General features: G+C 58.0%; 22 protein-coding genes. 10 read left to right on the plus strand and 12 right to left on the minus strand.

Annotation, left to right across the window (positions count from 1 at the left end; translation table 11 throughout):
- Positions 1-12: 12 nt before the first annotated feature.
- Positions 13-741, minus strand: coding sequence for an ABC transporter ATP-binding protein (locus tag METFOR_RS08370; RefSeq protein ID WP_015285692.1), 729 nt, complete (start codon positions 739-741; stop codon positions 13-15).
- Between the two features lie 228 nt (positions 742-969).
- On the opposite strand from METFOR_RS08370, the gene METFOR_RS08375 reads away from it, so the two are divergent.
- From METFOR_RS08375 to METFOR_RS08410, 8 genes are all read left to right on the plus strand, one after another.
- Positions 970-2,475, plus strand: coding sequence for a sodium:solute symporter family protein (locus METFOR_RS08375; RefSeq protein ID WP_015285694.1), 1,506 nt, complete (start codon positions 970-972; stop codon positions 2,473-2,475).
- A 105-nt stretch (positions 2,476-2,580) separates the two neighbouring features.
- Positions 2,581-3,240, plus strand: coding sequence for a zinc-ribbon domain-containing protein (locus tag METFOR_RS08380; RefSeq protein ID WP_015285695.1), 660 nt, complete (start codon positions 2,581-2,583; stop codon positions 3,238-3,240).
- 39 nt (positions 3,241-3,279) lie between these two features.
- Entirely contained in the window at positions 3,280-4,623 is a 1,344-nt protein-coding gene (locus tag METFOR_RS08385; protein ID WP_015285696.1) for a protoporphyrinogen/coproporphyrinogen oxidase, read from the plus strand.
- Positions 4,624-4,687: 64 nt separating this feature from the next.
- Positions 4,688-5,392 carry a glycosyltransferase gene (locus tag METFOR_RS08390; protein ID WP_015285697.1) on the plus strand — a complete coding sequence of 235 codons (705 nt, stop codon included), beginning with the start codon at positions 4,688-4,690 and terminating at the stop codon, positions 5,390-5,392.
- Between the two features lie 43 nt (positions 5,393-5,435).
- Entirely contained in the window at positions 5,436-5,828 is a 393-nt protein-coding gene (locus METFOR_RS08395) for a PaaI family thioesterase (RefSeq protein WP_015285698.1), read from the plus strand.
- 62 nt (positions 5,829-5,890) lie between these two features.
- A complete protein-coding gene (locus METFOR_RS08400; RefSeq protein WP_015285699.1) occupies positions 5,891-6,451 on the plus strand; it encodes a ferredoxin domain-containing protein in 561 nt (186 codons plus the stop codon).
- 151 nt (positions 6,452-6,602) lie between these two features.
- Entirely contained in the window at positions 6,603-7,682 is a 1,080-nt protein-coding gene (locus METFOR_RS08405) for a GHMP family kinase ATP-binding protein (protein ID WP_015285700.1), read from the plus strand.
- Positions 7,683-7,828: 146 nt separating this feature from the next.
- Positions 7,829-8,236, plus strand: coding sequence for a YqhA family protein (locus tag METFOR_RS08410; RefSeq protein ID WP_015285701.1), 408 nt, complete (start codon positions 7,829-7,831; stop codon positions 8,234-8,236).
- Positions 8,237-8,361: 125 nt separating this feature from the next.
- Here METFOR_RS08410 and METFOR_RS08415 read toward each other — a convergent pair whose 3' ends face one another.
- The gene (locus tag METFOR_RS08415) at positions 8,362-9,030 is read right to left on the minus strand and encodes a VTT domain-containing protein (protein ID WP_015285702.1); all 669 of its coding nucleotides are present in this window, start codon (positions 9,028-9,030) and stop codon (positions 8,362-8,364) included.
- A gap of 174 nt (positions 9,031-9,204) precedes the next feature.
- Between METFOR_RS08415 and METFOR_RS08420 the strand changes: the two genes are divergently transcribed.
- The gene (locus tag METFOR_RS08420; protein ID WP_015285703.1) at positions 9,205-10,089 is read left to right on the plus strand and encodes a PEGA domain-containing protein; all 885 of its coding nucleotides are present in this window, start codon (positions 9,205-9,207) and stop codon (positions 10,087-10,089) included.
- A gap of 264 nt (positions 10,090-10,353) precedes the next feature.
- Here the strand turns inward: METFOR_RS08420 and METFOR_RS08425 are convergent, their stop codons facing one another.
- The 8 genes from METFOR_RS08425 to cdhA all read right to left on the minus strand — a co-directional run bounded on the left by METFOR_RS08425 (position 10,354) and on the right by cdhA (position 21,347).
- Positions 10,354-11,661, minus strand: a complete 1,308-nt coding sequence (locus tag METFOR_RS08425) for a PEGA domain-containing protein (protein WP_015285704.1) — start codon at positions 11,659-11,661, stop codon at positions 10,354-10,356.
- A 63-nt stretch (positions 11,662-11,724) separates the two neighbouring features.
- Positions 11,725-12,363 carry a class I SAM-dependent methyltransferase gene (locus METFOR_RS08430; protein WP_015285705.1) on the minus strand — a complete coding sequence of 213 codons (639 nt, stop codon included), beginning with the start codon at positions 12,361-12,363 and terminating at the stop codon, positions 11,725-11,727.
- Between the two features lie 75 nt (positions 12,364-12,438).
- Positions 12,439-14,271, minus strand: a complete 1,833-nt coding sequence (locus tag METFOR_RS08435) for an ASKHA domain-containing protein (RefSeq protein ID WP_015285706.1) — start codon at positions 14,269-14,271, stop codon at positions 12,439-12,441.
- Positions 14,272-14,364: 93 nt separating this feature from the next.
- Entirely contained in the window at positions 14,365-15,801 is a 1,437-nt protein-coding gene (gene acsC / locus METFOR_RS08440; protein WP_015285707.1) for an acetyl-CoA decarbonylase/synthase complex subunit gamma, read from the minus strand.
- Positions 15,798-17,054 carry a CO dehydrogenase/acetyl-CoA synthase subunit delta gene (gene cdhD, locus METFOR_RS08445; RefSeq protein ID WP_015285708.1) on the minus strand — a complete coding sequence of 419 codons (1,257 nt, stop codon included), beginning with the start codon at positions 17,052-17,054 and terminating at the stop codon, positions 15,798-15,800. The genes acsC and cdhD overlap by 4 nt, the downstream gene beginning before the upstream one ends.
- Positions 17,035-18,438, minus strand: a complete 1,404-nt coding sequence (gene cdhC, locus METFOR_RS08450) for a CO dehydrogenase/CO-methylating acetyl-CoA synthase complex subunit beta (RefSeq protein ID WP_015285709.1) — start codon at positions 18,436-18,438, stop codon at positions 17,035-17,037. Before cdhC ends, cdhD begins: the two co-directional genes overlap by 20 nt.
- Positions 18,439-18,453: 15 nt before the next feature.
- Positions 18,454-18,993 (minus strand): CO dehydrogenase/acetyl-CoA synthase complex subunit epsilon, encoded by a 540-nt coding sequence (cdhB, locus tag METFOR_RS08455; RefSeq protein ID WP_015285710.1) that lies wholly within the window; start codon positions 18,991-18,993, stop codon positions 18,454-18,456.
- Positions 18,994-18,995: 2 nt separating this feature from the next.
- A complete protein-coding gene (cdhA, locus tag METFOR_RS08460) occupies positions 18,996-21,347 on the minus strand; it encodes a CO dehydrogenase/acetyl-CoA synthase complex subunit alpha (RefSeq protein WP_015285711.1) in 2,352 nt (783 codons plus the stop codon).
- A gap of 406 nt (positions 21,348-21,753) precedes the next feature.
- On the opposite strand from cdhA, the gene METFOR_RS08465 reads away from it, so the two are divergent.
- Positions 21,754-23,505, plus strand: coding sequence for a DUF2070 family protein (locus METFOR_RS08465; RefSeq protein ID WP_015285712.1), 1,752 nt, complete (start codon positions 21,754-21,756; stop codon positions 23,503-23,505).
- A gap of 42 nt (positions 23,506-23,547) precedes the next feature.
- On the opposite strand, the gene METFOR_RS08470 is transcribed toward METFOR_RS08465, so the two are convergent.
- On the minus strand, positions 23,548-24,333 hold the full coding sequence (locus METFOR_RS08470) for an ATP-binding protein (RefSeq protein WP_015285713.1): 786 nt from the start codon (positions 24,331-24,333) through the stop codon (positions 23,548-23,550).
- Positions 24,330-25,151, minus strand: a complete 822-nt coding sequence (locus METFOR_RS08475) for an ATP-binding protein (protein ID WP_015285714.1) — start codon at positions 25,149-25,151, stop codon at positions 24,330-24,332. The genes METFOR_RS08470 and METFOR_RS08475 overlap by 4 nt, the downstream gene beginning before the upstream one ends.
- Positions 25,152-25,174: the final 23 nt, after the last annotated feature.

Raw genomic sequence — 25,174 nt, forward strand, 5'->3', positions numbered from 1 at the left:
AAGAAAACCTTCTTAAAACGCGTCGATGTCACCGAGATAGGTGTCGATGACCCGCTGGTTGTTCACTACGTCATGCGGGAAGCCGTCAGCAATCTTCTCGCCATGGTCGAGGACAACAATACGGTTCGAGACTCCCATGATGACGCTCATGACATGCTCGATGATCAAAATTGAGGTCCCGCCATCCCGGATCTTCCGGATCAGGTCCACAGCCTCGCTGCTCTCTTTCGGGTTGAGCCCGGTGGTGAGCTCGTCTAAGAGGAGGAGTTTTGGGTGGCTCGCAAGTGCCCGGGCAAGCTGGAGACGCTTGAGCTCGACAACATTGAGGTTTCGCGTCAGGGTGCCGGCTTTCTCCCCCGGGAAATTAACAAAGGAAAGGATCTCTAGGGCCTCAGCCCGGGCATCCCTCATGTCTGGAGACCGGGTGTTCCCGAACAGGACGCCGATCATCACGCACTGCTCTGCGCTCAGGTTCGGGAATGATTCGGCGATCTGGAACGTCTTGGAAATACCTCTGCGGCAGATCCGGTCAGCGCTCATGCCTGTGATATCTTCGTTGAGGAACGTGACTTTCCCCCCTGTTGGGGAGAGCATCCCGGAGATGATATTCAGGAGCGTTGTCTTGCCGGCCCCGTTCGGCCCCACGAGCCCGATGATCTGGCCGGTGCTCATCGTGAGATCGACATTGTTCACTGCAGTAAGGCCGCCGATCTGCTTGGTGACACCGGAAAGAGAGAGCATGGACGATCACGGAGCCGGAAATATGTCATATGTTATCATGGAGCATAATAAAAGATACCCGTGCACCATACCGAACCATTTCGAATTTGTTATATGTTAGCATGCTGCAACCTAACACGGTACAATGTTTGGGTTACCGGATTTGACTGTCATTATCGTTGGCGGGGTTGTGCTCGTCATCATTGCTGCATTGCTGTACTGGGGACTCACCTTTAAGGAGAACGCATCATGAGCGATATTGTGACCGTTGTCCTTGTGGCAATCTATTTCCTCGCCATGGTGGGGATCGGGGTCTGGGCCTCAAAGAAGATCCACAACATGGAAGACTATGTTGTTGCGGGAAGGTCTCTCGGCTTCTGGGTCTTCACCCTTCTCATGATCGGGTCGGTCTGCTCGGGCATGTCACTTCTCGGTGTCTCAGGACTGGGATTCAAGTTCGCCTGGCCCACCATCTGGGAGCAGATCGCGGTTCCGCTCTCCATCGCGTTCTGTATCATCTTCTTCGGTGTCAAGATGTACGCGGTGGCAAAGAAGTCCGGTTACATGACCGTGCAGGACTACCTCGCCCACCGGTTCGAGAGCAATACGGCGCTCCGCGGACTTTCCGCCGTGTCGGGCATTGTCGTCTCCATGATCTACCTGGCCGGCCAGTACACCGCAGTCAGCATCGTGCTGATGTGGCTTTTCAAGATCCCGCATCTCTGGGCACTCCTGATCGGTGCGGCCATTGTCACAATCTACACGGTCATCGGCGGGTTGTACGCGGTGTCATGGACTACGCTCGTCCAGGGCGTCATCCTCATAGCTGGCGTCCTCATCATGGCCCCCTTCGTCATTATGGCGGCCGGGGGGTTCACGCATGTCAATGAAGTGATGGCATCCATCAACCCCTCAAACGTAGATCCCTGGGTTGCCGGAGGCGTTTTCTGCCCTGAGTATGTCGTGTCGTTCTTCCTCCTCCTCACTATTGGCCTTGCCTGCGCCCCACACGTGATCAACAACGTGCTGGCGGTAAAAGACATCTCGTACTTCAAGTGGGCCCCGCTCATCGCGTTTGTCGTGTACGGCATCGTGATGTTCCTCCTGAAGTTTGCCGGGTTTGCCGGGATGTCCATGGTCAAGGAAGGCCTCATTGTCCTGCCGGATGTGAAGAATGCATCAGACTACATCTTCGTTGCCGGAATCGAGTACGCGCTCCCGAGCGTCCTCCTCTGGGGCATTCTCGGTGTCATCATTCTTGCTGCGGTCATGTCCACGACCGATCGCCTGATGCTCACCATCGGCACGTACTTCTCGTGGGACATCTACAAGATGATCTTAAAACCCGATGCACCGGACAAGCAGGTGCTCCTCGTCAGCCAGCTCTCGGTCCTGGGCGCCGCTGTCCTCACACTCCTGATGGCCATCAGCCCGCCGGACATGCTCGTCTGGCTCATCTGGGCCGGCATCGGGATCATGTTTGCCACCTTCGCTGTTCCCCTTCTTGCCGGGCTGTACTGGCGGGGTGCAACCCGCGAGGGCGCCCTTGCGTCAATGGCGCTTGGCCTGATCGCCGCCCTCTTTTTCGGTGGCCTGAGCTACTTCAAAATCAAACTCTTTGCAATGCCTATGCACTTCTCGTTCTACGCCTTTGCCATCTCGCTCATTGCGATGATCGTTGTCAGCATGGTGACAAAGAAGACCTCGGAGAAGGTACTGGACGAGACCATGACCGGCTGGTATATCCGGCGATAATTTTTTTACAGCGGAGCGATCATTGCCGCTTTGCCAGAGGACTACAAAGAAACCTTTTTTCTTCCTGCCGGGAAAGGAGTGTAAAGCGAGATCCGGTGATCCCTGTTGCGTTCCTGCCCTTCCTGCGGTGCACCCGCAAAACCCGTTGACAAGTTCTGCGGCCAGTGCGGTGCACAACTCGGGACAGTTACGGAGATTGACGGGAATGAACAAACCCCCCGTGCACCGGCCTTTTCGAAAAAGGTCCTGATTGTCATCCTTGCAACCGGAATCATCATTGCCATTGCTGTTGGCGCGATTTTCCTGAAGAGCGAGGGAAATGCAACCGGAAATCCGGTCGCGGCCAACAGGACTCCGTCATCGTATGTCATTATTGAGACCGAAGCACCATTACCAGCGATCTCCACAACACCCCTGATTACTGCAACGCCGTCACCAACCGCAATCCCGACAACCGTGACGACCCCAAAGCATAGCACATGCCCGACAGACCGGCGGCTCTGCGGTACAAACTGTACGGACACCCTGACCGACAGCAGCAACTGCGGTTACTGCGGCAATGCATGCCCCCGGGGCCAGGCCTGTGTCAATGGCCACTGTATGCTGGACTGCCCGGCCGGGAAGACTGCGTGTGTCGAAGGGTGTTTCAACCTTGAAACCGACCCCGACCATTGCGGCATCTGCAGCAACAACTGCCCGGCCGGCCTTGTCTGTTCAAAAGGCCAGTGCGCACCGCCACCAACAACCATCAACAGGGCGCTGTAGTCATTCTTCACATGCCGGAGTTTTCACCCCTATGAATATATGGCCGGCAGGCTAACCTATGGTGCAGTGACAACAGCAGTTCTTGGCGGAGGCTTGACCGGGCTTACCCTTGCCCGGCTCCTGCACGAGCGGGGAGAAGAGGTAATTGTCCTTGAAGCGGAGCCGGAGATTGGCGGGCTCTGCCGTTCCGTGACAAGGGACGGTTTCACCTTTGACATCGGCGGGTCCCATATCATCTTCTCCCGCGACGCCGAAGTGCTCGCGTTCATGCGAAGGATGATTGCGGGAAACGAACAACGCAACAACCGGAATACCAAGATCTTCTACAAGGGATCCTTTGTCAAGTACCCCTTCGAGAACGGTCTTTCTGAACTTCCTCCTGAAGACAGGTTCCTCTGCATCAATGGGTTTGTCCAGAACCTTATCGCAGTCGAGAAAGGAGAGGTAAAAGAACCCGGCAACTTCCGGGAGTGGATCTATTTCACATTCGGATCCGGTCTCGCAGAATGCTACATGGTGCCGTATAACGAGAAGATCTGGAAGTACCCCACGGAGAAGATGTCGCTCCACTGGGTGGACGGCCGCATCCCCCGCCCCCCGGTCGAGGACATCATCAAATCTGCAATCGGGATCGAGACCGAGGGTTATACCCACCAGGCGGTCTTCTCCTACCCGCTCGACGGGGGCATCGAAGCACTTGTCAGGGCAATCGCAAAGCCCGTGGAGAAGTTCATCCGCACCGGCTTCCGCGTAACGTCTGTTAAGAAGACGGGCACGGCCTGGCTGGTCAGCAATGGCATCGAAACGATCCCTGCTGACCGGATCATCTGCACGATTCCGGTCCAGCACCTGCTCCCCTGCCTTGACCATGTCCCGGCAGAAGTACAAGCCGCCTGTAAAGCCCTGGTGTACAATTCCATCGCATGCATCACTATCGGCATACAGGGAACATTGCCCCCCATCTCCTGGATGTACATCCCGGACAAGAAACTCGGGATGACCAACCGGCTCTCCTTCCCTTCGAACTTCAGCCGTCATGCTGCGCCGGAAGGATGCAGTTCCATCCTTGCCGAGATCACCTACCAGCCGGGCGACGAAGTCGCAACGCTGCCCGATGCAGCGCTGATCGGAGAGGCGACCCGTATGCTGGAAGAGATGGGATTCTGCACGCGGGATCAGGTTGTGTTCAGCGCTGTTGAACGCCAGCCTTTCGCGTATGTTGTGTACGACCTTGAGTACCAGAAGAACATCGCCATAGTCAAAGACTATTGCACCAGCGCCGGCATACCCCTCGTTGGACGCTTTGCCCAGTTCGAGTACCTGAACATGGACGGCGTCATCCGTTCTGTCTTCGATTTCCTCGGAAAGGACAGGACCGGCTGACTACTATCCGGCATCACCCTTATTATCCGCTGTGCCAAAAACCTAGGCAGGAGTCTGCATCCCGATGATCTCAGTTGTCATCCCGACGTTCAATGAAGAAGAGAATATTGCCCAGTGCCTTGTCTCGCTCACGCACCAGACAATCCCGAGAACCGAGTACGAGATCATCGTTGTTGACGGCGGTTCAAAAGACAACACCTGCGAGATTGCAAGGAAGTACGCAGACAAGGTCTTTACCCAGACCAGCCGCAAGGTCGGGGGCGCCCGGAACGACGGGGTGATGGCAGCCAGGGGGGACATCATTGCAACAACCGATGCCGACTGCATCCTTCCCCCGGGCTGGATCAAGCGGATTGCCGATGACTTTGCGGCGGACCCCAGACTTGTCCAGCTCTACGGTCCGGTCTACCCTATCGAGGAGGGGCTCCGGAACAAATTTTCCCTCTTCCTTGCCAACACCTTCTCGCGGATCGGCTATTACAGCCGGACCTTTTATTATACGCTCGGGTGCAACACGGCGTTCCGGAAAGGCGCATTTATCAAGGCTGGAGGATACCGGTGCATTGACGCAGGCGATGACCTCGAGATCGCGATGCGGTTGAACGATCTCGGCAAGATAACGTTCGACGGCCGGCTCAAGGTTGGCTTTTCGATGCGCCGCTACCAGCAGTTCGGGACACTCCAGTCATTGTATGAATGGGTGTATATCGTAGCCGATGGCGGTGAGACAGACAAGTACTCCTATACCCGGAAAGATTACAAGGGATAACTGCCGGGACTGTAATTTTACCATGACTTCCATTCCTGAAACCATGCCGGAAAATGACCCCATCAAGGCCAAGATCCGGGAATTCAATGTCAGTGAATTCGCCCGCCTCCTGGGGATGGTGATTGAGGAGGCCCGGGACGGTTACGCGCGGGTTACCATGGACTGCACCGGAAAAGCAAACCCTTCCGGAGTAGTCCATGGCGGGGCGATAGCCGCCCTTGCCGACCAGGCATTCGGTATTGCCGAGAACTGTGCAGGCATCCACCGCGTTGCCGTCTCGATCCATATCCAGTACCTTGTCCCGGGGACAGGTTTGCTCGTTGCCATTGCAGAACGTGTTTGTGACAACGGCTCCTGCGACACCTGCCGGGTGCTTGTATATGCCGGCGAGCGTGTCATAGCCGAGTTCACCGGGGTCGCATTCCGGGTTGACTGACAACCGCCATCGCAGTATTATTATACGCATCCTTTTTTCTTTTTGGCAGCGCATATCCCTTTATGACCCCGGAACAGAATGCGATACTGGCTGTTGCTGACCTGATGGCTCTTTCTGCCCGCACGGCTCCGAAAGGCAAAGGCGAGGATACCCTGGAGATCCGCGTGCTTGACAAGAAAGCAACAAAGAAGCTTGCTGCCCGGCTCGAAACGATTGGCGAAGAGATGCACATCGGGTTCTTCATCCGCGATGCAAAGAATATTGCTGCGTCCGATGCCTGTGTCGTTGTTGCCTCGCGCGGAGATACGATTGCAGGCATCAACTGCGGGGGATGCGGCTTTCCCACCTGTGCCGCACTCGAGAAGGCAAGAAAAGCGAAGAAGAAGGGGGGTCCCTTCTTTGACGGCCCGAACTGTGTCATCCGCATGGCCGACCTTGGGATTGCCATCGGTTCCGCAGTGAAGACAGCCCAGGTCCATAATGCCGACAACCGGATCATGTACTCCGGAGGGGTTGCAGCCCGCAATCTCGGGATTGTGCCACAGGACTGCACGGTCGCCTACGCGATCCCGCTCTCGGCAACCGGCAAGAACATCTTCTTTGACCGGCCATCATCACGCTGATTCCCGGCAGATCCTTTGACAATAAGAAGCCCCCTTGCGTCATGGCTTGCACAGAGAGTCCTCCAACAACAGATGTTCCATCCCCGTGCACCAATTCACATGCGAATAAGAAACCTTATGCGCCGGATGTAACAAAGGGGATCTGATACCCATGGCGATTATGAAGATACGCGGGGGCGATCTCGATCTCGTTGAATACGAGTTTTCCACCTTCGCACCCGGCAAAAATCTCAAGACACTGGGACTTGAGAAGAAGAAATTCACTCTTCGCCCCATACGCGAGAAAGTGCATGTCAGGGCTCCGGCCCGCATCCACCTTACCGTTCTTGACATGAACCGTTTTGCGCCGGACCACCCGGGAGGGGGGGGCATCGGGTTTGCCATCCAGTGTTACTGTACCGCAGAAGTCCGGTGCACGAAGAAGGCAATCGATATCGACTACAACCGGGCTCCCATCATCGAGAATTTCATCCAGGTCTTCCGGAAAGTCACGGGATACAAGGGAGGGTTCTCGGTGAAAGTTACCGACCACGAGCACAAGCACGTGGGTCTCGGCTCCACGAGTACCGTCATGATCGCGGTTGCCACGGCCCTCAACGAAGCCGTTGGATCCCCGCTCACCGTCACCCAGCTCCGGCACCTCATCGGGCATAACTATGTCGAGGAGACTGCTGACGGGAACATTGCATTCGGGTTCGAGACCGGTGTCGGCCCTGCCGTGAGCGTTCACGGGGGTATGGCACTGATGGGAGACGAGCTCTCACTTGTGTACCACCATGCCTTTGCCGAAGGGAAGAATGTCTACATCATCATCCCGCCAACCGACATCTCCTCGGCCGGCACGCAGGAGTTCGACCTCCTGATGAACAAGGCCCGGACGCTCGATTACCGGGACCGGGAGCTCAAGGCCTACTTCTTCTTAATGGACCTCGTCCCGGCACTGGAGCACGATGATCTCAAAAAGATCGGCGAGGTCATCTGGGAGATCGAGTTCCGGGGATCGAAGCGGGCTGAAGTCGAGCACCACAGTTACGGCATCTACCATTACATGAATCTTTTGCGCGAGAAGAAACTCGAGTTCGTTGGCATGAGTTCAGTCGGGCCATCCATTGCAGTTGTGACCGGCCTTGACAAAAACGCGATGAAGAGATTAATCGACCCCCTCGGCCTGAAGATAGCCATCGCCACGAAGGTTGACAATACCGGGCTTATCATCACCCGGTCACCGTAATTTTCCTGATCATTTTTCGCCAGGCGTTTATTGCACGAAGTTTAAGTCCGGGTGATGTTTGCCCGGTTTTATGCCCTGCACTATATCAGTATCGTCGCGGTTGTCGCACTCTTTGCCGGCTCTGTCCTGATGTTTTGTCCGGTGCATTGCATACCTTTGAAGCCTGGCAGGTCTTCTTTTTCGGCCGCAGCGTCATAACCCTGCCGGGTCACCTGAGTGAGAATGCAGCCGCCTCCGTTGCCCTCATCCAGGCGGTCGATGCATTCCTCTTTGCGCTTGTCCTCCTCATCTTCTCGTACGGGGTCTACACCTTGTTCATCAACCGGGAAGACGACGCTACATTGAAACTGCCGCAATGGCTGCATATCGAGACAATCAGCCAGCTCAAGACAACCCTTGTGCAGGCCATCATCGTTATCCTTGCGGTGAACCTGCTCGAATATGTCGTCGTTGTCGGCTCCGAATCGCTCCGGTGGGAGGCCCTCATTATTCCTGCCTCCATGGTCGGCCTTGCCTTAGCGCTTAAACTGATGCATACGGGAAAGGAAGTCTGATCCACCCACCTTTTTCCCTGCCCGACATCAGTAAAAACAGATACGAATCCTTCGTATTCCTTCGGGAAAAAGCCGGTGGGAGAAAACAAAGAGAGATGAAATGCGGGTTAAGACACCCCGCGCGTTCACGGGAGGGACTCGCCGGTTTCCTTCTTCCGCTTCAGGTATGCTGCGACAAGATTACCGATAATAAAAATGATTGTTCCCAGGGAGAGGAGAATGACACCGATCATGAGAAGACTCATGTTCTCTTTTACAATAGAGAAGGTGCCAAGGTAATATCCTGCCAATACAAGGCTGAAAGACCACGCTATTGCACCGAGGACATTCCAGAGGAGGAACCGGCGGTACTGCATGGTCCCTATGCCGGCAAGGCAGGGGGCAAACGTCCTCACCATGGGGACGAACCGGGCAACGAAGATGGTTGCCCCCCCGTACTTCTCGAAAAAACCGTTCGTCCGGTCAATGTACTCTTTCCTGACAAGGTTCGGGTACCGTTCGCAGAAAAAACGGAGGCCGATCCAGTTGCCGATCCAGTAGTTGAGCGTGTCGCCGAGCACTGCACCGGCAATGATCACGGTAATCAGGGACCAGAGATCCAGGATACCGCTTGCGGCAGCCGCACCCCCGACAAAGAGCAGGCTGTCACCCGGCAGAAACGGTGTGATCACAAGGCCGGTTTCAAAAAAGATGATGACAAACAGGATGACATAGGTCCAGATCCCGTATTCGTTGACAACTGCAGGAAGCTGCTGGTCAATGGTCAGGAGAATCTGAAGGACCGAATCGATCATATCTCTTGTACGTATGCGTCATTGGTCCACTTAAGGTCGGTGGTTATTCAAAGGAAATTACCGAAAGGAAAATACTTAACGGGTTTCCCAAGAAACCTCATAACCAGATATTGCGCCCCGGGCTGGTTCCGATAAAAGGATAATCCCGGATACCTGCGCAGAAGGAATTTCCTTATGGCACGATACAGCGTTTCACACTCCCGCATGGCAATTATCCTCCTGTGTATGGCACTTTTTCTTACTGTGCCGGTCCAGGCATTTACTGCCGATTCCCTAGACATCACGATAGACAAAAACGGGGATGCCACCGCAGTCTTCCGGTTCACTCTCGAAGGCCTGATCGAGAATGCCATCCCGCAGTCCATGCTTGAGGAGCAGCTCATAAAAGGGCTCTCCAGCAGTTCCGAACCCCCGACACTCGTCTCGATGGACCGTTCCCGCGCCACCATTATCCTGAAAAAATTCGCCAGTACCTATGACACCCCCCAGGGAACCGATTACCAGACCAGTTCCATGGACTTCCGGAAAGCTGAAATCGCTCTCCAGAACTCTGCCGTGAGCAGCGTCATTTCCGCTGATTTTTCACCGGCAACAGCAACCCTGATCTTTTCGGACGGGTACGTCCGTACCTTCTCGGATGTCGAATCGCTTCCTTCGATAACCCATACGATTATCGATCCGGTGAAGGCCGCTTCTGCAAAAGCCGCCGCAACCACAACCGCAACACTCCCTGCAACCCCCGCTGTCCCTGCACAGACAGGGGCCATCAATGTCACCTCATCACCGGATGGGATCGAGATCTGGCTTGACGGTGCCAGTATCGGTACTACACCCGCAGTCTTCAGAAATATCCCTGCCGGGGCACATTCACTCACCTTCAAAAAAGAGGGCTATACATCTGTAACAAAAGACGTTACCGTCAGTGATGGTGGGACAATCCGGCTCTCGGTCTATCTTGCACCTGTCGAAGCCACACCGACACAAGCGCCGGTTGGCGCGCTTGCCGCGGGTGCTGCCATCGCCCTCTGCATTGCGCTCTGGGCAGTTCGCAGAAGATAATCTCCTTTCCTGTTTTTTGACGGGTATGAAAATCCCCATAATTTTCATCCGCATTCTATGCCACTGGATGTCATAGCACGTTCTGGAGAAAACCTGTGTGGGCTATTGTTAGTCAGGGAGAAAGCCACGGGCGCTCGGTGTCTGCCGATCCTCGCACCGCGAAGAGTCTTTCGGATTTTTCTCATCCTCACAGTCTGACAACGGTTCGGGCCGTGGAACCTGGCCGTATGCGAGCCAAGAAAAACTTTAAAAAAAGAGCGCTGTTCAGTCCTTCTTCCGGAGGAGGAGCAGAACTGCACCGATGATCGCTATGCCGGCAACGATGGGGGCCGGTGACGACTTTGGTGTCGGCGTCACTTTCGTGAGAGCTGCGGAGACTGTGCTGACTGCCCCGCTGTTCACCTGCGTTGAAACAGAGTACTCCTGGTACCCGTCCAGCTTCATGGACACCGTGTGAGTCCCGGCCGTGACATCCGGCAGGGTGAGGGGGGAGATCCCGACAAAGACATTATCGAGGAAGACATTGGCACCGGCCGGGGTTGACGTTACCGTGAGGCCGCCGGAACCGGTGGGCGCCACGGTCGGCTGGAGGAGCGCACTCACTTCCGTCACGGTATTTGGCAACACCGAGACCGTTGCAGAGTACTGCCGGTAGCCGGGGCGGTTTAAGACAACCGCATGGGTCCCGGTGGCAATGTTGTTCAGTTTCAGCGAGCCCGAGGACGGGGTCTCGCCCATGATGGTCCCGTCAAGCGTTACCGATGCCCCGCCGGGACTCGAAGAGACATAGACCCAGCCGGTTGTGGATGACGGCATCGGGTTCAGCGTTGCATCGATAGTGCGTGTGCCACCGGCAGGGACGTTGACCGTTGATTTCCAGTCATAATATCCGGCATGGTCGACCTCCAGGATATGGGTCCCGGAAGCGATGTTGCTGATCGTCAGGGGCGTGGTCCCCTTGTATGCAGCGTCAAGGTAAATGTTGGATCCGGTGGGTGAGGATATCACGTACAGCGAGCCGGTTGCCACGTGGGGAGTCAGCGGGCAGTGCACGGTTGTCTGCGTTCCGGACGAGACATATGCTGTTGTTGAATAGTCCTGGTAGCCGGTCTTCTCTGCCCGGATTGTATAACGCCCGGGCCAGACGTCGGCTATGGTCAGGGGCGAGAGACCGCGATAGTCGCCATTGAAATAGATCTCCGCACCGGAGGGCTGGGAACTCACGAAGATGGATCCGTACCGCACCGGGACCGGGGTCACGACCGGGTTTAAGGTTGTGTAGACCGTTGTTGTCTGGCCCTTCCCGGGCATAGTGAGCGATGCCGTTGCAGTGGTGTACCCGCTTTTTTCCACGGTTGCCATTGAGTAGGGTGCACCGGTTGTATAAACAACAGCCGTGTACGATCCGCCGCTGGTCTCTCCCATGTACTTACCGTCAAAGTACACGGAAGCGCCATCCACATTGCAACAGACCGTTATCCACCCTTCATCGCCACCGAGACCAGCTGCGCCGGGAATGCAGGTCAGCAGGGTGAGGAGAGCAATCCATAACACCAGGTATGTCTTCTTCATCGGGATTCTCCTGTGAGGGAAGATGGGCGCCGATAGCATAAAAATGATCCACGCCGGAATGCATCATCCGGGCTTTGAGAACAGGGCAACGATCTCGGACCGGAGATACTCCCTTCCCCGGACACGGAGCATCCATTCGCAACGCTCAATAGACCGGATAGAATATCCTGGAAAGACCAGGGAAACTTCCGGTTCCGTGAAATACCGTGTCATGATGCCGTTTCCCCGCACATACATTGCAGGGCCGGTCTCCTTACCGGTGCCGCAGCGAAAGTCCTGCTGCGAGAAGACCACTGCATAGATGCTTCCGCCCGGGCGAAGTACGCGGTCAATTTCGCGGGAAACGATACGCAATGTATCGCTATAACAATGCCCCAGCAGGTGGATAGCAGTCACGGCATCGAACGTCGTGTCGCGGAACGGGAGCAGCAGGGCATCTCCGACAACAAAAACCGCTGATCCCCTCCTCCCTGCCGCGTCTCTGGCAAGAGACACCGCCGCGGGAGAGAAATCTGTCGCAGTCACGTGCCACCCGGAATCCAGCATGGATACCACGGATTTGCCATCGCCGCAACCGAGATCAAGGACCCGCGTTCCGGAAGGGAAGGGTGGCAGCTCTCTCGCCGAACCACCGTACAGCCGCCCCTTCGTCCGGTAATCTGCCTCCCAGGATGCCTGCAGCGAATCCTTGTTCACCGGCATCGTTGTGTCCCCTTCAGTATCATGGCAATGACCGCTTCCTGCTAGCCGCCAGCCATAACGGAGCGTTCCGTGCAGTCAGCGGCGGGGGAAATACTCGGGTTTGCCCGGGATATAGACGGCAGCCGCATACTCCTCAATGAAATCGGCATCCACCAGCAGATCGATGTAGACCATCCTCCGGGCAATATCCACTGCCTCTTCTCTCTTCTTTTGCGAGAGGAGCGCTGCACATGCTCCCGAAAGGGAGCCGTTGCCGATACCGTGGATGGTAGCATGGATAAAATCCGGGATTATGCCGAATTCCACAACCTTCTTTGTATCCGCATATGCTCCGAATGCACCGGCAAGGAAGACCTGGCGGACATCGGAGGTCCCGACACGGTACGTATTCATCAGCACTCCGATTGCCCCGCATGCGGCTGCTTTGGAATCGATGAGGTAGGCCATGTCGTTTTTCGTAATCAGGATATCCTGCCCGGTGGCAGTTTTCTCTCCCGGTACCAGGACATACTCCGGACCCTCAGGCCCATCCCGTACACCGGGTTTGCCGGCAATGATCCGCCCGGTAAAATCGAGGATGCCCGCTGCCACCATGGCCGCAGCCGCATCGATGATCCCGGATCCGCAGATCCCCCGGGGCTTTGCACCGCCAATGGTCGTGAACGCGACAGCACCCGTGGAAGGGTCGATGGTCACGTGGTCAATTGCCCCGCTCATGGCCCGCATCCCCGACGAGATACCGGCACCTTCGAATGCCGGGCCGGATGCGCACGAGACCGAGGCCATCCAGTCCGCATTGCCCAGGATCACCTCGCCATTGGTCCCGAGATCGACAATCAGGGAAAGTTCGCCGGAACGGTGCATGCCGGATGTGATGGCATCCCCCACGGCATCGCCCCCGACAAACCGGCTCACGTCGGGAAGGCAGAAAACCCGTGCATCGGGATTGATGGAGATGCCCAGCGTCCCGGCCAGGACAATGGCGGGCTCACGCGGGATCTCGGCATTTGCCAGCTCGAGCGGGGAGGGATCCCGCCCAAGAAGCAGCCAGGCCATGACCGTGTTGCCGGCAATGCAGGTATCACAGATGTCTCCTGTATCGATGCCGGACGCTTTCGTGAGTTGCCGGATCACCGCATTAATGCTCCCGGTTGCAGCTGACTGGAGCTTTACCCGCCCGGCCTCGGTTTTTGCCATGGCGATCCGGGTCAGGAGCTCCTCTCCGTGCGTGATCTGCTGGTTGAGGACAGATGCCCCGGCGCAAACCCTGCCGGTGTTCAGGTCAACGAGAAGGCCGACAACGGTCGTTGTGCCAAGATCGATTGCAAGCCCGTAATTCCGCGAAGTGGTATCGCCATCCTCAATGCGGATGACCTCCGGGAATCCTCCGGACCGCGTGATGGTCACAGTACAGGTGTCATGGGCGGTTGTAATCCGCTGGAGCTGGTCCCGGGTCATGTGGGGACGGGGGCCCCGGTATCCTTCGAGCTGGATCGAACGGTGGGCAAGGTTATGGCTGTCCGTGCGGGTGATGGTGATCCGGTGTTTTGTCACCGCCGGATCGATCTCGCTGATAGATTCATGGTGGTTTTGTAAGATCTTCGGGGAATCCGTGCGGCTCTCGATGGGGATGATGAATTCGCAGTCGCCAGAGACATGTGTCTGGCAGGCCCGGCAGTAGTGCTTCTGCACTTCCTGTTCGGTAAGCCCGCGGACTGCTGCCGGGGCATCCGCATCGCAGTCTCCCCGAACATGGATCACCCTGCATTTGTTGCACTCGCCCTTCCCCCCGCAGATGCTCTCAACGAGGATGCCGGCCGACCGGATTGCAGCAAGGACGGTTGAACCCGCCGCTACCGTTACCGTTTTCCCCATTGGAGAGAAGAAGACCTGGCAAGTACCGGTCATCTCAGACACCGCGGGAAGGTGGCGACTGGTAGCGTCGGGGGTAATAGATCACGATCATTATTGCAGGATTTCGGGTGGCCGGGAACATGGCGATCAGCTTTCCACATGCCAGCGGTCGCGGAGGAACTGCGAGATCCCCGAGGAGTCCTTGGGCCCGACCAGGATCTTCCAGCCGGTCGCCTCTTCGGTCTCCCCGCTCAGCCGTGCGGCAAGTCCCGGAATGATGAGGGTAGTGTGGCTGACAAGGCTGGCAGCATTGTTCTCCCGGAGTGCCTGCGCAATGCCCTCAGCCGTGAAATTCCGGCCGGCAACCGCGCTCTCGACACTGAGCCCCCCGGTATCTGCGACAATGAGATAGCAGTCAAGGTTCGCCGACTTGATGTCGGACTCAACCGTGAAATACGTGAGGGCATAGTTGGTGGTTATGAGAACCGGCGAACTCGAATCCGGCCGGCCGAATGTCCTGACACCGGCCTCGACCGAGACCGGTTTCCGCGGATCGGTGTAGAGGTTGAACCGCCAGATGAGTTGCGGGAGGAGCACCCAGCCGTCAAGGCTGTGCATAATGAGAAGGTCGGAATAGCGCGAGATGAGCATGGATGCGGTGATAGCCTCCCGCCACTTGAGGACATCCTCGGAGAGCTCGCTGCCGGCCCAGACCGTGAGCGGGACACCGAGGAGCGGGAAGCCGAAGAGATCGTCAAACTGCTTTGTGGCTGCGGTGCGGACGGCCGTGAAATTGGCAATGGTATCGCCCAGCCCTTCGTCCGGGAACGTGCCGGGATCGAGAACAAGGTCGCGGACACCGCAGGCAAGCAGGGTTGCAGCAAGGGAACGGAGCAGTACAAGGTTGTCCGGGGCAAAGACCGCGAGCGGGGCACTGTGGGCACGGGCAAGATCCGCCATCTCCTTCCAGTTGCTCTCCGTGGCAGCATAGATGAGGGGGCGCCGGCCTTTTGCAGCATCGAGACCGGCAGACATGACCCGTGCGTCCAGTGCACAGAGGATGAGCGGGAAGCGGCTGGCCGAGGAAACCGCCTTTACAGTACTTCGGAACTTCTCCGGGTCGTTCGAGACCGAGCGGACGGCAATCGCATTGAGCGTCAGCTTCCTGCCAATGTAATTGTACGAAAAGTCCCCGATCCGGCGGACACGCTCGATGAGTTCCTCTTCTGGCATCAGGTCATTCACATCAATGGCTATCGGCGTCGGGTTATGGTACGTGAAGTCATGGCGCTGCAGCACGTATTTTCCGCCGACATCCATGGCATAATCGCCGGTCCCGATGGTGACCGTCCGGACGGGCGGGGCAAGGAGAATCTCCAGTTTCTCCCGCGGACCCGGGTATTCGTCCGTATGGATCGGGGGGCAGTCAGTAAGGAGGAGTTCCCCGTTGACGAGCCGCGTGGCATAGGCCATGCAGTTTGCCTCGCCGCATTCCCCGCAGTTGGTCCGGGGGAGCAGCTTGTACACATCTATCGGGCTGATCTCGCGGATGCTCTTTTTCTTCTTTGGTGGTGCTGCGGTCATATGCGCACCCCCACCCAGTTTGCGATCTGTCCGGCCTGGGCAGTCCCGACAGTCGGAAGCCGAGGGATGACCTCCCGCATGGTGAGGACTGCTGCGGGATGCATCATCAGGAAGAGGTCCACGCCGGAGAGGAGCAGCGTGAGCGCATTGACGGTCTCCCAGACCGGGCCGCGAAGCTGACGCGAACCGTATTCAGGGGCCATCTTCATCCATGCTTCCCGGGCAGCCCAGGCATTGGTGGCGGCGGAGATGGTCGGGTGGGCGAGTTCAGCGTCCCCCATGAGGGCAGCATACCGGGCCCGCTCATGAATGGTGAAGGAATATTCAAGGCCGTACCCGAGAGCGACCGTGGTCAGGTCCATGACGATCTGCTCCGGCGGGATATACTCGTACAGGCGGCGGTTGAGCTCCTTCGCATTATTCAGGTCAAGGCCGGTGAATGCAAGGAGGGCGTGCCCGTGGTCGCGTGCCGCGGTTGCAACCCGTTCAAGGGTCCCGGCCTCGGCCATGTCAAGGGTCACCGAGTTGATCAGGAGCCGTTCGCCTTCCGCCATTTCAGCGACTGCAGAGAAGACTTCAGCGTCCTTTCTCGGGTCGCCGCACCCGCCGATGATAAGCGGGACATCGACAGCCTGGAGGACCTCTTCGACTGTTTTTACCGCTGCCGAGGCCGGTGCATTGCGGAAGAGCGGGTCGGTGCTGGTCAGGTGGACCGTCACCACGTCAGCGCCGAACTTCTTCACGTTCATCTTCGCCCATTCGGCAGGGTCCTCGATGACATCAGCAACATTCTCCCGGAGGACCCGGGGGAGGGTCACCGGCATGTCAAAGACATCGAGCGAGATGACCGGGGAATGGAGCGGGGGCCGGGCCGGGTCCGAGTAGGCCGGGGCTGTTGCACCGCCAATGGTAATGGACCGGCAGCGGCTCCCTCCTTCCGCCTTTGTTGCACCCAGACGCACTTCGCGGATCCTGCCGGGGAAATCGGAACTTGTCCGGACATAGGACTCGCGGATCAGGTCTGCGGGTTTTACCGGAGGTTGTGCCGGTGCAGCAGGCACACCGGGGATTGCTGGTGCCGGATTGCCTCCCGACAGGGGGATGAAGAGATCGAGGTCGCCAATCTCCATCGAGAAATGTTCGAGCTCGACCTGGCTGACACCTTTCAGGAGCTCGCGGAGCTGCGGGGCAAGGGCAAAGAGCTGCGCTGCATCGATGGGCGGGGTGTTGTTCTCACGGTTTCTGCGTGCCATGGCGCTCACCTCCCGGACGGATCGGCTGGATGATCACTTTCTCAGCAGTGATCCTGGCATTCTTGAGGATGATCCGGAACCCGCCGGCATTGAGCGGGATGTCGCGTCCCGAGAACAGACTGACTTCCTGTCGCCCGGGTGTCGTATCACCAGCATCAGCGGGAGTATCTTCTTCCCACCGCTTCGTAACCGGGTGATTATGGGACAGGAGGAACGATCTCAGCTCCTCAAGTGTCTTTGCGTCCTGCTCGGTGGCAATAGCCCCGTACACGGATTCCGGTATAAACGACTTTAGCCGTTCCTTTGTCTCCTGCGGCATCCAGACAACGCGATCATACCCACCATCCGCCGCCATGAACTTCTGTGAACGCATGTACTCCAGGGATATGCCGTGGAAACCGTCGACCTGCCGTCCCCCGGCCGTTGAATCTGCCATCGTGGAGAAGGGGAGACCGTTCACGGTCACGTCCCGGAACCCGCGGAGGACGATGCCAAAGCCGTCCACTTCCGGGATGTAGAACGCAATGCCTTCGAAACACCCGCAGGACGTGTGGGGATAGCCGAACGCAGAGTAGAGGTGGACCCGGCTTACTTCTCCCATGGAGCGCTGTTTTGCGCTCTCGTTCACGCCGGAATACTCTCCCTTCTCAGGATCAATGCACGAACCTTTTTCAATCGCATAGATCGGCCCCTTGGGATCAACTCCTGCTGCAGCACGCCCGTCGAACCAGCTGATGGCGCCACAGTTGGCATAGCGCTGGGGGGTGATGACGCAGACATGCGTGGGGGCAAACGACTGGCAGAGTGCGCAGCCATAGAAGACATCGACATCGTCATCGGAAAGCCCCCGGGCGCGGGCATCACGGGCCTCGTAGGTCTTCATGGCCTCTTCATAGAGGGGTGTGACGAGTGCAGGGTCCGTGATGAACGTGACCTGGATCTTCTCGATGAGGGGCAGTTCCTTCCGGAAGAGATCGACCATCACCTCCCCGATAAAACGGAGGGAGGCAAGGCCCTTCTTAAATGCCTTCTTCGATAGCCGTATCCAGATATCGTAGCGCTGGTTGAGGTGCATGAAGCCCTCGATATAGTTGCAATATTCATGGATCCGACGCTCGACAACACCTTCAAGGTCCGGCTCGAGTCTTGCACCGGCAATCTCGACAATGATGCCCAGCGGGTAATGCTTCCCCTCGGCCATATCCGAAAGGTCCGGGCCGTTGATGAGGATCTTCCCGTCTTCTACGGCATCTGCCGGGCGGACCCTGACGATCTCGAACTTTACGGGCTCCTGCGGGCCGCCCAGTTCCACCTGCATGTCGTTCTTCCGGACACGCTCCCCTTCATGGACAAGACCAACTTCCACCGGGATATTCTCAAACATGGTATGCTCCGCGCCCTAGTCCTCAAGGTTCTCGACAATACCCTTCAGGTTCGCTGCCCAGTCTTTTATAGTACTGTTCGGGAACGACCAGCTTGCGTTGGGCTGGTACACGCAGTCGAAGGTCATGGTCTTGACATTCGGCGCAAAATGCTTGAGACCGGAGAGGATCGTCCACTCCATGGAGTACGGGAGGCCGACAAAAATGGCAAGATCGTACGGCTCCTTCCCGTCAAGGCCCTTCCACTCCGGGTCGGTGAGCCGGCTGCTGATTTCGACTGCGGACATGACAGCAGCAGGCTCGAACTCGCGGGAGAGGAATTCGCGGTTGGTGCTTGCCGACACAACAACCGGAATGACCGCCTTCCGTGCAAGGGCGATCAGGCACTCGATCATCGGTTTGCCGTTGACTTCGTATTCAACGATACCATGGCCCACGATCATGATCGGGCGCTTGGCGCGGCTGATCAGGGCATCGGCGATATCCGGCTTGAGGATGAGCGAAGCTTTCTTCGGGCCGGCGATTTCCGCGGTCTGCCAGGCATCCGTCATCGGCATGGTCAGGCCACCTTCCGTGAATGCACCATGCGGGAGAGCAGCGTGGGATCGGGAATTGCCGACTCTTTCCAGTCATGCTCCGCGAGGTGGGCGTCCACCTCGTCTTTCAGCGTCAGGGGGATGTCGGCCGGCGTCCGGACAAGGCGGTACACATCCGACGGCATACCGCCAACGTGGCGCTTGTGGAGGTCGATATAATTTGCGAGCTTGTTTGCCCGGCCCTTCCCGGTATCGTTCGGCCGCATGGCAAGTTTCGCGATCAGCACCATCGCCTCCTCCTTGGTCTCGGCCGCAATGAAGAGGTGTTCGGGAACCGGGCCGCCGTACACGCTCTCGCCGGTCCGGGCATCATGCACCATCCAGTCGCTGTCGCGGTCTGCACGGCCAAGCAGCATCCGGCGGTATTTCGTGCCGTGCGGGCCGACAATAACCGGGATGCCCAGCCGCCAGAACCCGGCTGCGATCGCTGCCGCCTTCTGGGACATGGCACCCCACGCAACGCCAACGGCACCGACACGGTTGTACACGTAATCGGCAATCTCCTCATAGTTCCCCCGCAGGGGTCTTTTGGCGAAGATACTGGCAATCTTGATCGCTGCACCGGCAATGTGGGCATTCGAAACGCAGGAGCCCACGTTGACGACCCCGCCGGCCTCGAACGCGCCGGAGAACTGCTCGTACACGGTCTTCCCCTCATCGTTGCGGTACATACCGGCCGACATCGCTGCGCACCCGGAGGTGCAGACAATGTAACGCCGTTTTGCGAATTCGGCAACCATCTCGGCCACTTCCCGCGAACCTTTGGGGAAATTGGCGCAGCCAACAAAGGCGACAACGCCGGGGATCTCCCCGAGCACGATAGGCCCGCCCACCTTCCGGATCTCGATGTCCTGGATGGCCCCGCGCCCGGTCCGGAGACAGTAGGTCTCATCAAGGGTCTGCTTTTCCGCTGCGGCGACAATGAGCGTATGGACCGGGAGTTTCTGCTTGCACGCGGACTCGCACCGGCCGCAGCCAAGGCACTCGTCATAGAGCTCGTCCAAACCGGAGAGGTTCCCCGATGCCGCCAGTTTGACTGCCTGCGCCACCGGCAGGTCATTGGGGCAGGCCCGCCGGCACTGCATGCAAAGGGTGCACTTCTTTGCCATCTCGGCGACCTGGTGCTTCGTCGGGATGCTCCCGCGTTTTTTCCGCTTGGGATGGACCGCGAGGGCAACGCGGGATGCGACCTCCCCGACCTTCTCCGCATCAAGGATAAGTGCCCCCGTAATATCGCCGTGGGTGAAGGCAGCAACGATCGCTTCTGCTGGTTCGTCAGTCATGTCCGGCAGGCCCAGGCAGTTCTTCTCGCTCGTTGCGATGAGAGGTGCATGGATCTTCTCTGACTCTGTCAGCGTATCTGTGCGGATGCACTGCTCGTCAACAACAATCACGTCCGGCACGCCGCTCCGGATATAGCGGAGCTGCCAGGAGATCGGGCCGACGACTTTTGCTTTCGGCGCGTACCGGGTGAGGTCAAGCGCCGTGCAGCAGATGCCGGTCACCTCGACATCGCCGGCATTGCCATGGTCGCGGAGGTAATCGATGATGGCCGCAGCCGGGGGAACGTTATGGCCGATAACAAGGATGACCGGCTTCTTCGCGTCAATGGTCCCAAGGCCGAGATCCGCGAGAGGGGACTCAGGGTCTGCTTTGGGAAACCCCAGTGCCGAGACCTGTGCAATGTCTGCTACTTCCATGCCGAGATGGTCAATCATGCCCGTATGGAAGACCTTGGACTCGAAATCAAGGCTGCTGCCTTCCTGCCCGGTATGGGTGACCGCGAGGAGCTGCGTCAGCTGGTTCTCGCAGTAGTCCAGCACCGGCTCAAGGTCGCCGAGCGTCTCGGGTTTTATCCCGCAGACAAGCCGTGTTATCGGGGCTTCCACCTCGACTCCGGTACCTCCCACGTTGATTTTGCATTCCCGGCCGAAGGTCTCAATCGTGTGGGTGAGGATCTCGCGGGCATGGCTCGTATGGGTCGCGGCACCGACACACGCGGCAAGGAGGACGATCCGGGACTGCTGGGCGGGCATGGAGATCCCGCAGGCCCCCTTCTTGCTTCCGGTCAGGTCGCATTTGCCGTACGTGCAGAGGCAGCAGAGGTCGCAGAACGGCATGTAGAACGGTTTATACCGGGAGAGGAGCCGGCGGTCCCACGGCCGGAGCGTTGTGAGCGACGGGAATGGAGAGGGGCCCATTGGTTCGTCCCAGCGCTCGCGGGTGATCGCGCCGATGGAAACCGTGAGATCGCGGAACTGTGCAAGATCTGAATTGATCTCCTTGATACTGAAACTGACACTCTTCCGGCTCACCGTAACAATCCCCCAAAAGTTCAACTATACATTGTGATATGGGCAAAATAAGTGTATTGGAACGGTACAGGAGTGGCCTGAATGGCGGTGAGCACCCCGCCTTCTTCCGGTCATGAAATATGGTGAGTGCAATCCATGGGAGGGAAGCGGAGATCCTTTCCAGTACCAGCACCATCCGGGCGAGATGGAATATACCAGTGAGGAATGAAACGGTGCCGGCCGGGATAACGATGCCGGGAAATCATTCTGTGCTGGTCTGGCGGATGCCAGCCCGACCATCCATGGGGAAACAGCGAAAGGGTCTGGTTATCGCTGCATGTCAATCCTGTGTTCTTTTATGTCCATACGCCCAACTGACCCATCAGGATATCCATGAACAGCATGGCTTATGCCGGAGGATCGGGTAATGTCCGGTGAGATGGACCTTAAGCTTGAGGCGCTTTCGAAATATATCGTGACCAGCCCCTCCTGGGTACGGTCGCTCGCCCTCATCCTGCTCCTCTCCGGGTGTGTCGAGATCATGTCGATTCTCGGAAACGGGGAGTCTTTCACCAATCCCAATCTCTTCCCGATTGCCGTATACCTCATCCCGGCGCTGGCTGCACTTGCATTCACTCCCGGGCTTGCCCGCCGGTTTGGCGGGAAACTCGACTATGGCTGGTCGGGGCTGACGGCCGCTCTCGGCCTCATCATCTCGCTCTTCGTCTCGCTCTCGCCTATCCTCCTCTTCCGCTTCTCGTTCCCGCTCTTCTTTGCAATCTCGCTTGCCCTTGTCTTCGCGTTCCGTATGCTCCTCCTAGCAGCCGTCGTCGACTTCCACCTCCGGAACGTGGTTGTCCCTGCGTTCCTCCACTCCGGCATCGCGATTCTCGGGGCGGCACCGTTCCTTGGCCTGTGGTTCGTGCAGGTCTCGATCCTGCTCCACATCAGTTTTGCCGTGGGAGTCTATGTCTTCATCATCGTTGTCGAGCGCCCGATGAAAGCGAATTTCAAGGTCGGCCCCCTGGAACTGGTGAACGCGTTCCTTCTCCACCTTTCGGAAGGGAGCCACAAACTCGACGACTTCTTCCGGAGCATCGGGGAGAGCGTTGTCGTGCCCCAGGTCTCGCTCGTGCTGCAGCGGGAAGGTAACGAGGAGATCTTTGTCACCATCCCGAATGTCCACCCGGGTCCGCTGGGCGAGATCGGGGGCAGCAACCTGCCGAAGATCCTCCACGGGCAGATCGGCGGCGCTGCGCTGGTCTTCCATGGCTCAGCCTCGCATGACTTCAACCCGGTCGATGAGACCGAAGTGAAAAAGGTCGGCGCTGCTGTCCTCGCATCCCGGCCGGAATCCTGCACCAGCACCCTCTGCACAAAAGCCGGCAGGTACCGTCACGGATCGGTGGATGTGATGGCGCAGGCATTCGGCGACACGGTCATCGCTGTCGCAACCCGTTCACCGCTCGTGACAGAGGACCTTGATTTTGCCATGGGATTCTCCATCATGAAAGCCGGTGAAAAACAGTTCCGGCACGTCGGGTTTATCGACGCCCATAACTGCATGGACACCCTCGCAGACGGCGTTTATTCCGGTACTGCGCTGGGCATGGAATATCTCGCTGCGGCAGAGGACGCCTTTTCCGGCACAGCACACCAGGAACAGGTCCCCTTCATGGCAGGCTATGCCCACCAGACCCTTCCCTGGTCGCGGACAGACGGGTTCGGTGACCTGGGTGTGCAGGTCCTCGTCATCACGGCGGGCGGGCAGAAGACCGCGTATGTCCTTTTTGACGGCAACAATATGCACACGGGCGCCCGCGACGAGATCCGCAGACGCCTGCTCTCCCTTGTTGACGAATGCGAGATCATGACCACTGACACGCACGTGGTCAACACCATCTCAGGAAGGAACCAGGTGGGGCTGAAAGTGCCGGTCAATGCATTTTATCCTCATGTCGAACGTGCGGTGCGGGAAGCAATCGCAGATTCCGCACCGGCCTGCTCTGCCGGCGCAACCACATGGTGCCGGGATGTTGTTGTCTTCGGCTCCCAGCGGATCTCCCAGATTGCATCAACGGTCAATGCCATGATAGGATTCCTTGTGCCGGTAGCTATCATCATCGTCGTCGGGGCATTTCTCACAACGGCGATGGCGTATTTCCTGCTGGTGTATTAAAAGAGGACGGGAAAACGGGGAAAAAACCTTTTTTCCCGGTGTTCATTCCATTTTCTTTTCCTGTTTTTCTGACAGTGCTTTTCCGATAATTTCCCTGACTGACCGGTACGCCGGCGAACCGGCAGGAGCATCAAGCAGGCATTTCCCGGAAAGCACCATCTGCGCAATGGTCTCGTCCTCTGCAATCCTCCCGATATAGGGCAGGCCGAGTCCCGCCAGCGCTTGAGGATCGGGAGCGTCCGTGAAGCCATAGCCCCCGATGACAAAGAAGCGGTCGAACCGGATCCCGACCTCGCTGATGACCCGGTGTGCACGTTTAACGTGGGCGAAAGATTTGGACGAAGGCCCCATGACATCGAAGATGACATCCACGTTGCTTGCGATCTTCCGGTTCAGGTGTTCAAGGCCGCCCGGAGAATCGATGAGGATATAGGTGTACTGGCGCGTGATTGAGGAGAGCGCGTTCTTGAGCGCCGCGTCCGGCAGGCAGTAACACCCCTCAACCCACTTTGTCCCGACCGAGAAGAGGTCGAACTGCTCCCCTTCGTAGAGCCCCTCTTCCCAGATGCGGTTCTCGATCCGTTTCGAGGGGGGAATGCCGATTGTTGTCCCGCCCTGCTGGATGAAGGTCTCCGAGAGCAGTTCGGCGATGGTCTTTTTCCCGGCCGCTTCGAGGTCGACACCCACCATCTCGGCAAGGTTCTGGTCCGGATCAGCGTCAACGAGAAGGATCGGGCCGTTGCCCGATTCAATGAGATATTTTGCCATGAGGGCAACAAACGTCGTCTTGCCGGTCCCGCCCCGTCCCATGGTCACGATTGTCTTCATACGGTCACCCCGTTCTTCCGGTTTCCCCGTGATTTGTCTTCCGGCCTCTTTGTTTTTTCCAAAGCACCGGCAAGTTCGCGCACGGCATTCCATGCAAGGGACTGCCGGGGACCGGCAGGCTCGCCCGCGATGCCTGCTGCCGTGACTGCCGGATCGTAGGGCACATTGCCCACTACGTGAAGGCCGTGCTGCTCTGCAAACGCCCGCACGATCCTCTCCTCTTCCGGCGTTGCATTCCGGTTCGCGACAATGCCTGCCACCGGAATTCCCGCCTCGTTCGCAAGCCGGCAGATGGTGGCTGCGGCAAGGAGCGATTTTTTGTTTGCGTCGGAGACCGCGAGGAGTACATCGACCCGCGCAGCAGTGCCCCGTCCGAGATGCTCGATGCCAGCCTCCATATCGAGGATGACAACTTCGTCCCGTTCGACAACGAGATGACGCATCAGGGCACGGACAACCGAGTGAGCGGGGCAGGTGCAGCCCGATCCCGCAGCCTTGATCGTCCCCATCACCAGCAGATGGGCGCCGGACGGGGTCCGCACCGCGTACTTCGCGATGATGTCGTCCACCGAGAACGAGAGCCGGAAAACGCCCGGGTGATCGGTCGCGGTCTTGACGCGGATCAGTTCTTCGTTTTCTGCAACCGGCTGGATCCGCGAGGCCTCTTCCTCGGTAAGCCCGAGCGTGAGCGCAAGGTTCGGGGAAGAATCCGCATCGATGGCAATGACCGGCCGGCTGATGGACGCGAAGTAAGCAGCAAGGCTCCCGGCAAGGAAGGTTTTTCCCACGCCGCCCTTGCCGCAGACCGCGATCTTCATGGTACATGGGGTACGGTGTCCCC

Source organism: Methanoregula formicica SMSP (genome assembly GCF_000327485.1).
In the GTDB taxonomy this organism is placed as follows: Archaea; Halobacteriota; Methanomicrobia; order Methanomicrobiales; family Methanospirillaceae; genus Methanoregula; species Methanoregula formicica.